The organism is Roseobacter cerffii (assembly GCF_054226325.1).
Genome location: NZ_CM135757.1, coordinates 3,389,708 through 3,403,012 on the forward strand (window position 1 = coordinate 3,389,708; position 13,305 = coordinate 3,403,012).

Consider the following 13,305-nt stretch of genomic DNA (forward strand, 5'->3'; position numbering starts at 1 on the left):
CTACCCAATTGATACCCACAGGGCAAGGTTCATGTATCGAGGAAAAGAATTTTCCCATAAGATACTGTTTTTTCTGAATTTTATGGTGCCCGGGGGCGGAATCGAACCACCGACACGAGGATTTTCAATCCACTGCTCTACCCCTGAGCTACCCGGGCACGGGTTGCCATCGCTGGCTGGGTGAGCGGGTTCTAGGAGGTTGCAGCAAAGGTGTCCAGAGGCTTTTTGCCGATTGCGCAGCATCATCACAGCACCGAGTGCAGCGCGCAAAACCGCCATGCAGGCACCGGCGCACCGATCCAGGAACCACCCCGGACTGACACACCTCCTCTGATGCGCCGAAAAAGCCAGCAGTTCCGCTGAATTCTCGTTGCAGGACCACCCACAACATCCAATTGGTTGTGCGCCGTTAACCGTTAGGTATCATGGGGGGATGACAAAAGGACCACTGACTTACGACGAAATGATCCGATCCGACGGATCGGTGACCTCCCCCTACAGACAATACGACGCATGGTTCAAATCGCAGGACCCCGCGCGTCTGGAGTCGAAATCCGAAGAGGCCGAGGCGTTCTTTCGCCGCACCGGCATCACCTTCAACGTCTATGGAGAGGCCGAAGCGCAGGAGCGGCTGATCCCCTTCGACCTGGTCCCGCGCATCCTGTCGCATCGGGAATGGAGCCGCCTGTCAAAAGGCATCGACCAGCGCGTGCGCGCCATCAACGCCTTCATCTGGGACATCTACAACCGCCAGGAAATCCTGCGCGCGGGGCGCATCCCAAAGGAGCTCATCGCGCACAACGAGGCGTTCCTGCCGCAGATGATCGGCTTCACGCCGCCGGGCAACGTCTACACCCACATCGTCGGCACCGATATCGTACGCACGGGCGAAGGCGATTTCTTCGTTCTGGAGGACAACGCGCGCACGCCCTCAGGCGTCTCCTACATGCTGGAGAACCGCGAAACGATGCTGCAGATGTTCCCCGAACTCTTCGCGCAAATCCGGGTGCAGCCGGTGAGCGATTATCCCAAGAACCTGCGCCGCTCGCTCGCCGCCTCGGCGCCGCAGGCCTGCGTCGGCAAACCGCGAGTGGCGGTGCTGACACCTGGCATCCACAACTCGGCTTACTTCGAACATTCCTTCCTCGCCGACCAGATGGGGGCCGAACTGGTCGAGGGGCACGATCTGCGCGTGGTCGACGGGCGGATCGCCATGCGCACCACCCAGGGCTACCGCGTCGTCGATGTGCTCTACCGCCGGATCGACGACGATTTCCTCGACCCGTTGAGCTTCAACCCCGACAGCATGCTGGGCGTGCCAGGCATCATGGATGTCTATCGCGCGGGCGGGATCACCATCGCCAACGCCCCCGGCGCGGGCATCGCCGACGACAAGGCGATCTACTCCTACATGCCTGAAATCGTTGAGTTCTATACGGGCGAGAAAGCAATCCTGAAGAACGTCGAGACGCACCGCTGCGCCGAACCTGAGGCGCTGAAATACGTGCTCGACAACCTCGCGGAGCTTGTCGTCAAGGAGGTCCACGGCTCGGGCGGTTACGGCATGCTCGTGGGACCAGCCGCCAGCAAGAAAGAGATCGCCGCCTTCCGCAAGAAGCTGGAGGCGAAGCCCGCGAACTACATCGCTCAGCCCACGCTGTCGCTCTCGACCGTGCCGATCTTTGTGGATCAGGGACTGGCGCCAAGGCATGTGGACCTGCGGCCCTTCGTGCTGGTCTCGCCACAGGGCGTGAACATCACGCCAGGCGGGCTGACCCGTGTGGCGCTCACCGAAGGCTCGCTGGTGGTCAACTCCAGCCAAGGCGGCGGTACAAAAGACACCTGGGTGCTGGAGGACTGATATGCTGGGAAAAACCGCAGGCGGCCTCTATTGGATGTTCCGGTTCTTGGAGCGCAGCGAAAACACCGCGCGCCTTCTCGAGGCCGGGTTCCGCATGGCGCTCACCCGCTCGTCAGACGCGGAATCGGAGTGGAAGTCGGTGGTCACGACCTCCGGCGCCGGCATCGGCTATGAGGCCAAATACGACAGCTACAGCGACACGCTCGTGATGGATTGGCTGCTGCGCGATCCAGAGAATCCCTCCAGCGTCATGTCCGTCACCAAATCCGCGCGCGACAACGCGCGGCTTGTGCGGACCGCGCTCACCACCGAAGTCTGGGAGGCCGTGAATGACAACTGGATGACCCTGCGGGATCTGCTCAAAGAGCCGCTCACCACGGTCGATCTGCCGGCGGCGCTTGCGATCATCCGAAAGCAAAGCGCACTGGTCCGCGGCGCGCTCTATGGCACGATGCTGCGCAATGACATCTATGATTTCGCCCGCATCGGCACCTTCATCGAGCGCGCGGACAACACCGCGCGGATCATCGACGTGAAGTATTACACGCTGCTGCCCTCGGCCTCCGCCGTCGGCTCGTCGCTCGACAACGTGCAGTGGGAGATGATCCTGCGCTCGGTCTCGGCGCATCGCTGTTTCCGCTGGCTTGACGAGAAAGACATGACCGCGACGGCCATCGCGGACTTCCTGATCTTCGACAAGCGCCTGCCCCGCTCGCTGGCCTTCTGCGTGAAGCAGACCACCGAGAACCTGCGCTATCTCGAGCAGGAGTATCAGGAGCGGCACCCCTGCCACGATCTGGCCGACAGGCTCAGGCGCTGGGTCTCCGCTTCGGACATCAACACCGTCTTCGACCTTGGTCTGCACGAGGTGGTGACCGAGTTCATCCGCGACAACAACGCGCTCGGCGCCCAGATCGAGCAAGATTTCCGGTTCATGGCCTAAGGGGAGGTCGGGATGCTGCTGACAATCAACCACACCACCCGCTACCGCTATGACGCGCCCGTGGAATATGCTCTGCAGCAGGTGCGGCTGACCCCGCCCAACACCGCGCAACAAGATGTGCATAGTTGGGAGATCAGCGTCGAGGGTGGCAAGATCGAGACGCAGTATCGCGATCATAACGGCGGTCAGGTGCATCTCGTCAGCGTCGACCGGGGCGCCGAGGAGGTGGCGATCACGGCTGCGGGTGAGGTCGAGACAACGGATACATCTGGTGTGCTCGGCAAGGTCTATGGCCCGGCACCGCTGTGGTATTTCCAGAAGCCCACCCCGCTGACCGAAGCTGGCCCCGGGATCAAAGCTCTTGCAAAACATCTGACAGAGAGTTCTGACCAACTGGCCGCGCTGCATGCGCTCTCCAGTTCCATCCTCATGGCCGCGCCCTACAGGATTGGCGAGACCTATGCCGCCACAACCGCCGAAGAGGCGCTTATGGGTGGCAGCGGGGTCTGCCAGGATCACGCGCAGATTTTCGTGGCCGCGGCGCGGGCGGCCGACCTGCCTGCCCGCTATGTCTCGGGCTATTTGCTGATGGACGACCGGGTGGATCAGGACGCCAGCCACGCCTGGGCCGAGGCGCATGTGGACGGTCTCGGCTGGGTCGGGTTCGATGTATCGAACGGCATCAGCCCGGATGAGCGCTATGTGCGGCTCGCCCATGGGCGCGACTACCGGCGCGCGGCCCCCATTTCCGGGCTGCGGCTGGGGGCCTCGAATGAATCCATGATTGTCTCGCTGCAGGTACAGCAGTAAGGCTATGCGGGATCTGAAAGCGGAATGACTCCATGACCTATTGCGTGGGCCTGCAACTCGACCGCGGCCTTGTGTTCATGTCCGACACGCGCACCAATGCGGGTGTCGACAATTTCTCCAAGACCCGCAAGATGTTTCAATGGGGCGTACCGGGTGAGCGGCTGATCACGCTGATGACCGCCGGGAACCTCGCCACCACGCAGGCGCTGGTCAGCATGATCGAAGAGCGTGTGAAAGCGGTCGGCGAGCGCGACCCGTCGATCCTGCACGCGCCGTCGATGTTTCAGGTGGCGCGCATGGTGGGACGCACGTTGAAAGAGGTGATCGCCCAGAGCGCACCGGTCGGTCAGACCGGGGACGCGGCGTTTCAGGCAACGGTTATCCTGGGTGGTCAGATCAAGGGCAGCGCGCCCACGATGTTCATGATCTACCCGGAAGGCAACTTCATCGAGGTGACCGAAGAGACGCCGTTCTTCCAGATCGGCGAGACGAAGTATGGCCGCCCCATCCTGGTGCGCGCTTACGATCCGCACATGCGGTTTGAAGATGCGGTGAAGCTGCTGCTGGTGTCGTTCGATTCCACCGTGCGCTCGAACCTTTCGGTCGCGCCCCCCTTTGACCTGATGGTCTATGAGAACGATGCGTATGCTCCGCTTTTGGAGCGGCGGATCGAACATGACGATGCGGTCTACCAGAGCATTTCCACCGGCTGGGGCGATGCGCTGCGGACCGCTTTCGATCAGTTGCCCACCTTCGATCTCTGAGACGCGGCGGCCTGAAAGCCCGCCGAACCTGCCTGCCCCTCAGTGCGGCTTGTCTGGCCGCTCTTCGGCCCGCGCGGCCTCGTCAAGCGCCTCTTCCAGAGCGTCCCCGTCGTCCGGATCGTTCGAGGGCACCGCGTAGCTGCCGTTGAACCAGCGCGCGAGGTCACGGTCTGCGCAGCGTTTCGAGCAGAAAGGGCGCATGTCGGGCAAGGTGTCATTTCCGCAAATGGGGCAGCTCATGTCAGAACCTCACTCAGGGGCGCGCGCGCGCGTTTGCGCTGCAACTCAAAATGGCCCAGCGGGGTCCAGCCGACAAGGGCGGTCTCGACGTCATCGGCGCGAAAGGCTTGCCTAAGGGCCGTCTCGAAACTGCGCCGATCCTTCTTGGGCATGGGCGCGAGGTCGAGCACGATCTGCCCGCCGAGGCCGCGCAGCCGCAGCGCCCGTGGCAACGCCCTGGCGCAGGCCATGTTCGCCTTGAGCCCCGCTGCGAGCGACGCATCACGGCCCGTATTCACGTCAACGGACACGAGTGCGCGCGTCGGTTCGATGTAGAGCCGTCCGCCGCCGTCCAATGGCATTTCATCGTGACGGGCCCGGTCGATCTCATCCAGGATGCCCTGAGCCTCGAAGCTCCCCGGCGCGGTCACCACCTCCGCCGGGTCCACCCAGTCGCGCCAGGCGAGGAGATGCGGCCCGTCCCCTTCGGCCAAGGTCTCCATATCGCGGCCCTCGTCCCTCAGGATGCGCGCCGCGAGATCAGCCATCTGGCCGATATCCTCTGCGATGTCATCGCGCGCAGCCTCGGCGCAGGAGGACCGCAGGATCAGCCCCAACGTGTCGTCCTCGACCGTCTCATGCGCGATCTCCAGCAAGGCATCCCGCCGGTCATCATCCCGGATGGACCGGCTGATGTTCAGCCCCGGGGCGCCGGGCGTGACAATGGCATAGCGGCTCTTGAAGAGCAGTTTCTGTGTCACCGGCAGCGCCTTGCCCGCCTCCGCATAGCCGGTGACCTGCACCAGCAGCGGCTGTCCGGGCGCGAGCCCCTTCACCTGCCGCAAGAACGCCGCTCCGTCCGGCGTCTTGAGAAACATGCCGCCCTGCCCCTTCACGGGCCGGTCCGCGATGGCGCGGTAGATGGTACCCGGGCGCGGGGCCTCCGCATCGATCAGCAGATCCTGCAACTGCCCGTCGACCACCAACGCCGCCGCCTCGCGCCCCTGCAAGTGATCGAGAAGAATGCTGCGCCCCTTCATGAGGCGGTGGCCCAGACCGGTAGACCAGCCGCGGACAGAAGGTTTGATGTCTCCGCCAGGGGCAGGCCGACGATGGCCGTGAACGACCCGCTGATCCAGGGGATCAACTGCCCCGCAGGGCCCTGGATGCCATAAGCGCCCGCCTTGCCCTGCCAGTCACCGGTGGCGAGATAGCCGCGCAGCTCCACGTCTGACAGGCGCTTCATCCGCACGGTGCTCACGACATCGGTCTCCCAAATGTGATCGCCGCGACGCACGGCCACCGCGGTGATCACCCGGTGCCTGCGACCCGACAGCGCCCGCAAGAACGCCTCGGCCTCCGCCTCGTCTGCCGCCTTTCCAAGTATCCGCCGCCCCAGGGCGACCGTGGTATCCGCGCAGAGCACGATATCCTCCGCACTGGCCTCAACGGCAGCCACCTTTTCGCGGGTGATCCGCTGGCAATAGGCGCGTGGCAACTCGCTCTTGATGGGGTCTTCATTGATGTCCGGCGGGCGAATATCGTCCGGCACAACGCCAATTTGCGCCAGCAATTCCTTGCGGCGCGGACTTCCAGACCCCAGAATAAACAAAGGGTTACTTGAAGCGGTAGTTGATCCGACCCTTGGTCAGATCGTATGGCGTCATCTCGACTTGAACCTTGTCGCCTGCCAGAACGCGGATGCGGTTCTTGCGCATCTTGCCTGCCGTATGTGCGATGATCTCATGGCCGTTTTCCAGCTCGACCCGAAATGTCGCATTTGGCAGGAGTTCCTTCACGACACCGGGAAATTCGAGCGTATCTTCCTTGGCCATGGTTTCTCCTTCATTGCACGCCCACCTCTTTGTGGACGCCGCTTAAATGCGCGCATTTCGGCGGTTTTTCAAGGGGAATTAACGCATTTGCAAGATTGGCGGGGGGCCGTCCCGCCCGTTCTGTTCCGGCCAATGCGCCCGCCCCAGAACCACGCCATCGGCCCGCGCATGGGCTATGGTGGCAAGGTCAACCTCGGCATAGGTCCAGCCCGGTGTGTTCAGGGTGCCTTCGGCCAGAACGCCCGTCTCGGGAAAGCCGGTATCAGGCGGCCCGAAGACACCGCCCATACCGGTCGAGATGTCCACCGCCTCCGACCACGGCGCCTCGCCCACCAGTGACGCCATGACCGTCACATATTGGTTTTCCAGCGCCCGCGCCATCGCACCGATGCGCACCCGCCAATAGCCTGACAAGGCCTCGGTGCAGGAGGGCACGAGGATCAGATCGCACTCGGACAGCGCCCGCCCGAGCAGGGGAAACTCGGCGTCGTAACAGATCAGCACGCCGATCTTGCCGAGGGCCGTATCAAACACCTGCAACGGCCCGCCGCCGATCACACCCCAGACATCGCGCTCGAAACGGGTCATGATCTGCTTGTCCTGCGCGCCGCTTTGGCCCGTCGGTGCAAAGAGCCGGGCGCGGTTCACCGGTCGCGTCTCGGTCGCGGCAGGCCCCGAGGCGGCCAGGATATGCAGCCCGTAGTGCTCCGCCAAATGCCGGTGTAGCGCATCCGCATCCGCCAGCCGCTCGGACACCGCAAAGAGCGACGCTTCGAGATCGCCCGCCACGTCCGCGCCCGCCAAGGTGGCGAGTTCCATCGCGCCATACTCGGGAAAAACGGCCAGATCAGCACCCTGCCCCGCGGCCTCGGCCACCCAGGCGTCGATCTTGTCTTCATACTGGGCCCAGGAGTTGAGCATATCGAGCGGATAGGCGGCGGTGGCGACTTTCATGGTCGGGTCCTCTGTATCTTCGCTCCAACCTCCCGGATTCGGTGCGGCCCTGCAAGCCCGGCGCGCATCGCACTTCTATTCGGAATTTTGACATTCAACCAGGTCGCGAACCCATATTTTCTTGACGAACGCGCAAAATATCCTCAAGAAATCGAAAACTTTTGCGGGGAGGTCACGACATGATGAAAGGGGTCACCCTGCGCGGGCTGGAGGTCTTCGAAGCCTTGGCCAGCACCGGCTCGGTCGCACAGACGGCTGTCCGCACCGGGCTCAGCCAACCGGCGGTCAGCCAGCAGCTGCGCAATCTGGAAACGGCCCTGGGCGCCGATCTGCTGGATCATGGGCGCCGCCCCATGCGCCTGACGCCCGCGGGCACGCTCTTTCTGCATCGCGCCGAGACGGCGCTCGCCGAATTGCGGCTGGCACAAAGCGAACTGACGGTCATGGACCTCGCCCACCTCAAGGCCCTCAGCATCGGCATCATTGACGATTTCGATGACAGCCTGACGCCACGGCTCGCCACGATCCTTGCGGAGAGCCTCACCGGCTGCCAGTTCAAGATGATCACCGCCTCGAGCAATGATCTCGCCGCTGCCATCGCCGAGAAGCGCCTGCATCTGTCGATCTCCGCCAGCACCGGGCGCCCGCTTGACGGTGTGGTCGAACATCCGCTCGCCCGCGACCCCTTCATGCTCGTCGTGCCGCGCGGCACCCGCGTGGCCGAAAAGACTCTGCCCGAGCCCGGTGGGCTGCCCTACCTGCGCTATGATGGCGAGCAGCTGATCCGCCAGCAGATCGAAGCGCAGCTTTCGGGTGAACTGGAGGCGCATCCCGAACGCTTCGAGATCGGCAGCCACCTCGCCCTGATGGCGATGGTGGCGCGCGGCATCGGCTGGACCATCACCACGCCGCTGGGCTTCATGCGGGCGCATCGCTTTCACGGCCAGCTCGAAGCCTTCCCGCTGCCAGGCCCCCCCTTCGCCCGGCAAATCTCGCTCTTTGCAAGCGAGGACTGGGCCGATGACGTGCCGCTCAACGTCGCACAAACCATGCGCCGTCTGATCCGCACGCACATGATCGACCCTGCGCTCTCCGATCTGCCGTTCCTCTCTGGCGAGCTCGAGATCCTGCAGCCCTAGGCGCCAAACGCTTTGACAGGACGGGTGGCGCGGGCCATCAATGCGACGAGCAGGCAGGAGCGCCCACATGCAGAAAATCGTGATCCTCACCGGCGCGGGCATTTCCGCCGAGAGCGGTTTGGGAACCTTCCGCGCCGAAGGCGGGCTCTGGGCGCAGCACCGGATCGAGGATGTGGCCACCCCCGAAGGTTTCGCCCGCGACCCGAAGCTGGTGGTCGATTTCTACAACGCGCGCCGGGCGCAAGCCGCCGATGCAGACCCCAATGGCGGCCATCTCGCGCTGGCCCGGCTCGAGCGGGACTTCGCGGGCGAGGTCATCGTGATCACGCAAAACGTCGACGATCTGCACGAAAAGGCGGGCAGCCAAAAGGTCATGCACATGCACGGCGCGCTGAAATCCGCGCTCTGCGCCGCTTGCGATCACCGCTGGCCCGCCCCGCTTGTGATGGCGCCGGGCGACGCCTGCCCCGCCTGCAACAGCCCCACCGCCCGGCCCGATATCGTCTGGTTCGGCGAGATGCCCTACGACATGGACGAGATTTTCGAGCATCTCGCCAGCGCGGATATCTTTGTGAGCATTGGCACCTCGGGCAACGTTTACCCCGCCGCCGGATTTGTCGCCGAAGCCCGGCGTGCAGGCGCTCAAACCATCGAATTCAACCTCGAACCCTCGCTGGTCGGTAGCCAGTTCGATGACATCCGCATCGGCTCTGCCAGCGAAACGCTGCCCGTCTGGGTGGACGAACTCCTGTCCACCTAAGCCAAAAAAACCCTGACCGAGACCGGACAGGGTTCAAACTCTCAAGCGATTTAAGCCGCTTAGCTCAGCGCGTCCGCTGTAACAGAAGCCTTCGCAATCGCCTTCTTCACTTTCAGCGCGTTCGGCGACAGCTCGCTATCCTTGGCCTTCGCCAAGAACTTGTCGAGCCCACCGCGGTGATCCACGGTCCGCAGAGCGGCAGCAGAGATGCGGAACTTGAACGCACGGCCCAGAGCTTCGGACTGCAGCGACACGTCGTTCAGGTTCGGCAGAAAGCGCCGGCGGGTTTTGTTGTTGGCGTGGCTGACATTGTTGCCAGTCATCGGGCCTTTTCCGGTCAGTTCGCAAACGCGCGACATGGGTCTATCCTTTTGCTAGGCGTCGCCCCGGCGGTCCGTAAGACGACAAAAGGGGGCAGCCACAGGCCGCGCCCCAGAAATTCGTTTAGTGGCTTTAGTGGGAATCGCGCCCCCGGTCAACCCGGCGGCGCACGGAAATCAGGGATTTGACGTATCGCCTCGCGGCAAGCCCGCGAGAAACTCCGCCGCCGCCGTCGATGGCGCCGTCTCGCCCCCCGCCACGGCCGCGCCCAGATCGGCCAAAGCCCGGCGCGCCTCGGGCGTCTGCAGCTGTGACAGCAGCGCGGTTTTCACCTCTTCTTCAAACCAATAGCGCGCCTGTTCCGCGCGCGTCCGGTCCCAGAACCCGTGCTCTGCGCGCCACTTCCGCAGCCCCGTGAGATCCGACCAGACCGCATCGATCCCGCTATTCTCTGCCGCCGAGACCATCATCGCCTTGGGGAAGCCCTCCGGATCCTGCGGTCGTTTGCGCAGCAGCCGCAGCGCACCCGCATAATCCGCACAGGTCCGTGTCGCCGCCGGCTTCAAATCGCCATCCGCCTTGTTGATCAGGATGATATCCGCGATCTCCATGATCCCGCGTTTCACTCCCTGCAGCTCATCACCTCCCGCGGGTGCCAGCAGCAACAGAAAGATATCCGCCATCTGCGCGACCACGGTCTCCGACTGGCCCACGCCCACGGTCTCAATCAGGATCACGTCAAAGCCCGCCCCTTCGCAGAGCGCCACCACTTCCCGAGACCGCCGCGCCACGCCGCCCAGATGTGTCTGGCTCGGCGAGGGCCGGATGAACGCCCCCTGGGCGCGCGACAACCGATCCATGCGCGTCTTGTCTCCCAGGATCGAGCCACCCGAGCGGGTCGAAGAGGGATCAACCGCCAGCACCGCCACCTTCAACCCCTGCTCGACGAGCATCATGCCAAAGGCTTCGATAAAGGTGGACTTGCCCACCCCCGGCGTGCCCGACAGCCCGATGCGCAGCGCCTGCCGGTCTTTCGGCAGTGCCTCCAGAAGCGCCGTCGCCTGCGCCTTGTGGTCCGCCCGCGCGCTTTCCACAAGCGTGATGGCCCGCGCCAGCGCCCGGCGTTCGCCCGCGATCACGCGCTCCGTCAGATCGGCAATGTCCATGGCGCCCGTCCTTCTTCGTTCCGCCGGTTGTCCGGCAGGTCCGTGCAAATGTCCAGTGCTTGGCGGCACCGCGTCTATTCGCTACACCGGGCCCATGCCGTTCGATCTGCCCATTGACGATATCCTGTCCGAGGTCACGGCAACCCTGCGCGAGACCGGTCGACTGGTGCTGCAGGCCCCGCCCGGGGCGGGCAAGACCACCCGCGTGCCGCTCGCGATCCTCGAGGCCGGGCTGACAGATCGCAAAATCCTCATGCTCGAGCCACGCCGCCTCGCCACCCGCGCCGCAGCCGAGCGCATGGCCGAGACACTGGGCGAGCGTGTCGGGCAGACCGTCGGCTACCGCATCCGCGGTCAGGCGAAGGTGTCAGAAGCCACGCGCATCGAGGTTGTCACCGAGGGCATCCTGACCCGGATGATCCAGTCGCAGCCTGATCTGCCGGGCATCGGTGCGGTGATTTTCGATGAATTCCACGAACGCTCGCTCATTGCCGACCTGGGTCTGGCGCTGTGCCTCGATGTGGCGGGCGCGCTGCGCGACGATCTGATGCTCGTCGCCATGTCCGCAACGCTCGACGCCGGGCCTATTGCCGATCTGATGCAGGCCCCGATCCTCACCTCGGAAGGGCGCGCCTTCGAGGTCACGCCGCACTGGTTGCCAAAGCCGGTCGGCAAGGCTCAACGGTTGGAACACGCCGTCGCCGACCTGACCCTGAAGGCACTCGCCGAAAGCGATGGCAGCGCCCTGGTCTTCCTGCCCGGTGAGGGCGAGATCCGGCGCACCGAAGCCGCCCTGAAGCCCCACATCGGTCCAGATGTCAGCCTGCATCCGCTCTTTGGCGCCATGCCCTTCAAAGACCAGCGCGCCGCAATTGCGCCCACGGCAAAAGGCCGCAAGGTGGTGCTCGCCACCTCCATCGCCGAGACCTCGCTGACCATCGAAGGCATCCACATCGTCATCGACGCGGGCCTAGCACGCCGGGCGGAGTTTGACCCCGCGTCCGGCATGTCACGGCTGATCACCACCCGCGTCACCCGCGCCGACGCGACCCAGCGGATGGGCCGCGCGGGCCGGGTCGCAGCCGGACACTGCTACAAGCTCTGGACCCGGGGCGAAGACGGTGCATTGCACTCCCACCCTCCCGCCGAAATCGAGGCAGGCGATCTCACCGCCCTGGCGCTGGAGCTTGCCGCCTGGGGCAGCCAGCCCGACCAGATGCCCTTCGTCACGCCACCCCATGCGGGACGATATGCCGAGGCGCAAGCCGTGCTGAAGATGCTGGGCGCCCTCGATGATCAAGGCCGGATCACCGCCCATGGCACCGCGATCTCCTCCCTTCCGCTGCATCCAAGACTTGCTCATATGGTGGCACAAGGCGGCAAAGATGCACCGCTCTTGGCTGCTCTCTTGTCGGAACGCGATATCCTGCGACAAGCATCCACAGACCTGACCCTCCGCCTCGCTGCCGTGAAATCTCCGCAGGCTTTTCAGGCCGAACACGGGTGGGAGCCGCATCGCGCCACCGTGGCGCGCATCCGTGACGAGGCTAAGCGGCTGGCCCGAACCGCGCAGTCAGACGGCCCGAACGCCCCAAGCATTCTCGCGGCCCTCGCCTACCCGGATCGCGTCGGGGCGCGGCGCCCCGGTGACAAACCCCGCTATCTCCTCGCGGGTGGCAAGGGCGCGATCCTGCTGGACGGCGACCCGCTCGCCAATACACCGTTCCTCGTGGCCACCGATCTCGACGGCGACCCGCGCGAGGCGCGCATCCGGCAAGCCGTGGCGCTCTCCAACGCTGAGCTGCGCGAGACGTTTGCCGACCAGATCCGCTGGCACGATGTCTGCCAATGGTCCCGCCGCGCCAATGCCGTGCAAGCCCGCAAACAGGAGCGCTTCGGTGCGTTGATCCTCGACGACCGCGCCTGGCATGACGCCCCCGACGCGCAGATCGCCCACGCCATGCTCGAGGGCGTGCGCCTTCTGGGCCTCGCACCTGATGCGAGGGCGCAGCGCTTTCTCGCCCGCGCCGCACGGATGCAGAGCGCCGACCCCACCTTCCCGGATTTCTCCGAAACGCACCTGATGGACAGCCTCGAAGACTGGCTCCTGCCCCATATTTCCGGCGTCAAGACCGCTGCGGACTGGAAGGGCTTCGACCTGCTGCCCGCACTGCAAGCCCGGCTCAGCTGGGACCAGCAGCAGGCGCTCGACCGTGCCGTGCCACCACATTTCACCACGCCGCTGGGGCGCAAGGTGCCTATCACCTACGACGATGGCCAGCCGCGCATCGCGGTCCGCCTGCAGGAACTCTTCGGCGTCACCCAGCACCCGAGCGTCGCAGGCGCTCCGCTGCAGGTCACGCTGCTGTCGCCCGCGCAGCGCCCGTTGCAGGTCACTGAAGACCTGCCTGGCTTCTGGACCAGCTCATATCTAGATGTTCGAAAGGATATGCGCGGGCGCTACCCGCGCCACCCCTGGCCCGAAGACCCGACGCAGGCCGACCCGACCCTGCGCGCTAAACCGAGGACCTGA

Annotated in this window: 14 protein-coding genes and 1 tRNA gene; 7 read left to right on the forward strand and 8 right to left on the reverse strand. The window is 64.6% G+C overall.

The window, feature by feature from the left end:
• Positions 1-83: 83 nt before the first annotated feature.
• A tRNA-Phe gene (locus tag ACVC7O_RS16405) sits at positions 84-158 on the reverse strand.
• A 275-nt stretch (positions 159-433) separates the two neighbouring features.
• On the opposite strand from ACVC7O_RS16405, the gene ACVC7O_RS16410 reads away from it, so the two are divergent.
• The 4 genes from ACVC7O_RS16410 to ACVC7O_RS16425 are packed head-to-tail and all read left to right on the forward strand — an operon-like array spanning position 434 to position 4,378.
• Entirely contained in the window at positions 434-1,861 is a 1,428-nt protein-coding gene (locus tag ACVC7O_RS16410) for a circularly permuted type 2 ATP-grasp protein (protein WP_458323190.1), read from the forward strand.
• Position 1,862: 1 nt separating this feature from the next.
• Positions 1,863-2,804, forward strand: a complete 942-nt coding sequence (locus ACVC7O_RS16415) for an alpha-E domain-containing protein (RefSeq protein ID WP_458323191.1) — start codon at positions 1,863-1,865, stop codon at positions 2,802-2,804.
• 12 nt (positions 2,805-2,816) lie between these two features.
• Positions 2,817-3,614 carry a transglutaminase family protein gene (locus ACVC7O_RS16420; RefSeq protein ID WP_458323192.1) on the forward strand — a complete coding sequence of 266 codons (798 nt, stop codon included), beginning with the start codon at positions 2,817-2,819 and terminating at the stop codon, positions 3,612-3,614.
• Between the two features lie 32 nt (positions 3,615-3,646).
• Positions 3,647-4,378 carry a peptidase gene (locus tag ACVC7O_RS16425; protein WP_458323193.1) on the forward strand — a complete coding sequence of 244 codons (732 nt, stop codon included), beginning with the start codon at positions 3,647-3,649 and terminating at the stop codon, positions 4,376-4,378.
• A gap of 39 nt (positions 4,379-4,417) precedes the next feature.
• On the opposite strand, the gene ACVC7O_RS16430 is transcribed toward ACVC7O_RS16425, so the two are convergent.
• The 5 genes from ACVC7O_RS16430 to ACVC7O_RS16450 all read right to left on the reverse strand — a co-directional run bounded on the left by ACVC7O_RS16430 (position 4,418) and on the right by ACVC7O_RS16450 (position 7,386).
• A complete protein-coding gene (locus tag ACVC7O_RS16430; protein WP_458323194.1) occupies positions 4,418-4,618 on the reverse strand; it encodes a DNA gyrase inhibitor YacG in 201 nt (66 codons plus the stop codon).
• The gene (locus tag ACVC7O_RS16435) at positions 4,615-5,637 is read right to left on the reverse strand and encodes a ribonuclease E/G (protein WP_458323195.1); all 1,023 of its coding nucleotides are present in this window, start codon (positions 5,635-5,637) and stop codon (positions 4,615-4,617) included. The genes ACVC7O_RS16430 and ACVC7O_RS16435 overlap by 4 nt, the downstream gene beginning before the upstream one ends.
• Positions 5,634-6,170, reverse strand: a complete 537-nt coding sequence (locus tag ACVC7O_RS16440; protein WP_458323196.1) for a Maf family protein — start codon at positions 6,168-6,170, stop codon at positions 5,634-5,636. The genes ACVC7O_RS16435 and ACVC7O_RS16440 overlap by 4 nt, the downstream gene beginning before the upstream one ends.
• Positions 6,171-6,213: 43 nt before the next feature.
• Positions 6,214-6,432 (reverse strand): translation initiation factor IF-1, encoded by a 219-nt coding sequence (gene infA, locus ACVC7O_RS16445; protein WP_005978431.1) that lies wholly within the window; start codon positions 6,430-6,432, stop codon positions 6,214-6,216.
• A gap of 78 nt (positions 6,433-6,510) precedes the next feature.
• On the reverse strand, positions 6,511-7,386 hold the full coding sequence (locus ACVC7O_RS16450; RefSeq protein WP_458323197.1) for a carbon-nitrogen hydrolase family protein: 876 nt from the start codon (positions 7,384-7,386) through the stop codon (positions 6,511-6,513).
• 182 nt (positions 7,387-7,568) lie between these two features.
• Here ACVC7O_RS16450 and ACVC7O_RS16455 point away from each other — a divergent pair, with 182 nt between their 5' ends.
• Entirely contained in the window at positions 7,569-8,525 is a 957-nt protein-coding gene (locus ACVC7O_RS16455; RefSeq protein WP_458326107.1) for a LysR family transcriptional regulator, read from the forward strand.
• 67 nt (positions 8,526-8,592) lie between these two features.
• Positions 8,593-9,285 carry an NAD-dependent deacylase gene (locus ACVC7O_RS16460; protein ID WP_458323198.1) on the forward strand — a complete coding sequence of 231 codons (693 nt, stop codon included), beginning with the start codon at positions 8,593-8,595 and terminating at the stop codon, positions 9,283-9,285.
• Between the two features lie 59 nt (positions 9,286-9,344).
• Here ACVC7O_RS16460 and rpmB read toward each other — a convergent pair whose 3' ends face one another.
• A complete protein-coding gene (rpmB, locus tag ACVC7O_RS16465) occupies positions 9,345-9,644 on the reverse strand; it encodes a 50S ribosomal protein L28 (protein WP_458323199.1) in 300 nt (99 codons plus the stop codon).
• 138 nt (positions 9,645-9,782) lie between these two features.
• Complete coding sequence (gene meaB / locus ACVC7O_RS16470; protein WP_458323200.1) at positions 9,783-10,772, reverse strand: methylmalonyl Co-A mutase-associated GTPase MeaB; 990 nt, start codon at positions 10,770-10,772, stop codon at positions 9,783-9,785.
• Positions 10,773-10,866: 94 nt separating this feature from the next.
• On the opposite strand from meaB, the gene hrpB reads away from it, so the two are divergent.
• On the forward strand, positions 10,867-13,305 hold the full coding sequence (gene hrpB, locus ACVC7O_RS16475) for an ATP-dependent helicase HrpB (protein WP_458323201.1): 2,439 nt from the start codon (positions 10,867-10,869) through the stop codon (positions 13,303-13,305).

Coding starts and splice junctions, on each gene's coding strand:
- ACVC7O_RS16410 (WP_458323190.1), top strand. CDS start 434: ATGACAAAAGGACCACTGACTTACGACGAAATGATCCGATCCGACGGA.
- ACVC7O_RS16415 (WP_458323191.1), top strand. CDS start 1,863: ATGCTGGGAAAAACCGCAGGCGGCCTCTATTGGATGTTCCGGTTCTTG.
- ACVC7O_RS16420 (WP_458323192.1), top strand. CDS start 2,817: ATGCTGCTGACAATCAACCACACCACCCGCTACCGCTATGACGCGCCC.
- ACVC7O_RS16425 (WP_458323193.1), top strand. CDS start 3,647: ATGACCTATTGCGTGGGCCTGCAACTCGACCGCGGCCTTGTGTTCATG.
- ACVC7O_RS16430 (WP_458323194.1), bottom strand. CDS start 4,618: ATGAGCTGCCCCATTTGCGGAAATGACACCTTGCCCGACATGCGCCCT.
- ACVC7O_RS16435 (WP_458323195.1), bottom strand. CDS start 5,637: ATGAAGGGGCGCAGCATTCTTCTCGATCACTTGCAGGGGCGCGAGGCG.
- infA (WP_005978431.1), bottom strand. CDS start 6,432: ATGGCCAAGGAAGATACGCTCGAATTTCCCGGTGTCGTGAAGGAACTC.
- ACVC7O_RS16450 (WP_458323197.1), bottom strand. CDS start 7,386: ATGAAAGTCGCCACCGCCGCCTATCCGCTCGATATGCTCAACTCCTGG.
- ACVC7O_RS16455 (WP_458326107.1), top strand. CDS start 7,569: ATGAAAGGGGTCACCCTGCGCGGGCTGGAGGTCTTCGAAGCCTTGGCC.
- ACVC7O_RS16460 (WP_458323198.1), top strand. CDS start 8,593: ATGCAGAAAATCGTGATCCTCACCGGCGCGGGCATTTCCGCCGAGAGC.
- rpmB (WP_458323199.1), bottom strand. CDS start 9,644: ATGTCGCGCGTTTGCGAACTGACCGGAAAAGGCCCGATGACTGGCAAC.
- meaB (WP_458323200.1), bottom strand. CDS start 10,772: ATGGACATTGCCGATCTGACGGAGCGCGTGATCGCGGGCGAACGCCGG.
- hrpB (WP_458323201.1), top strand. CDS start 10,867: ATGCCGTTCGATCTGCCCATTGACGATATCCTGTCCGAGGTCACGGCA.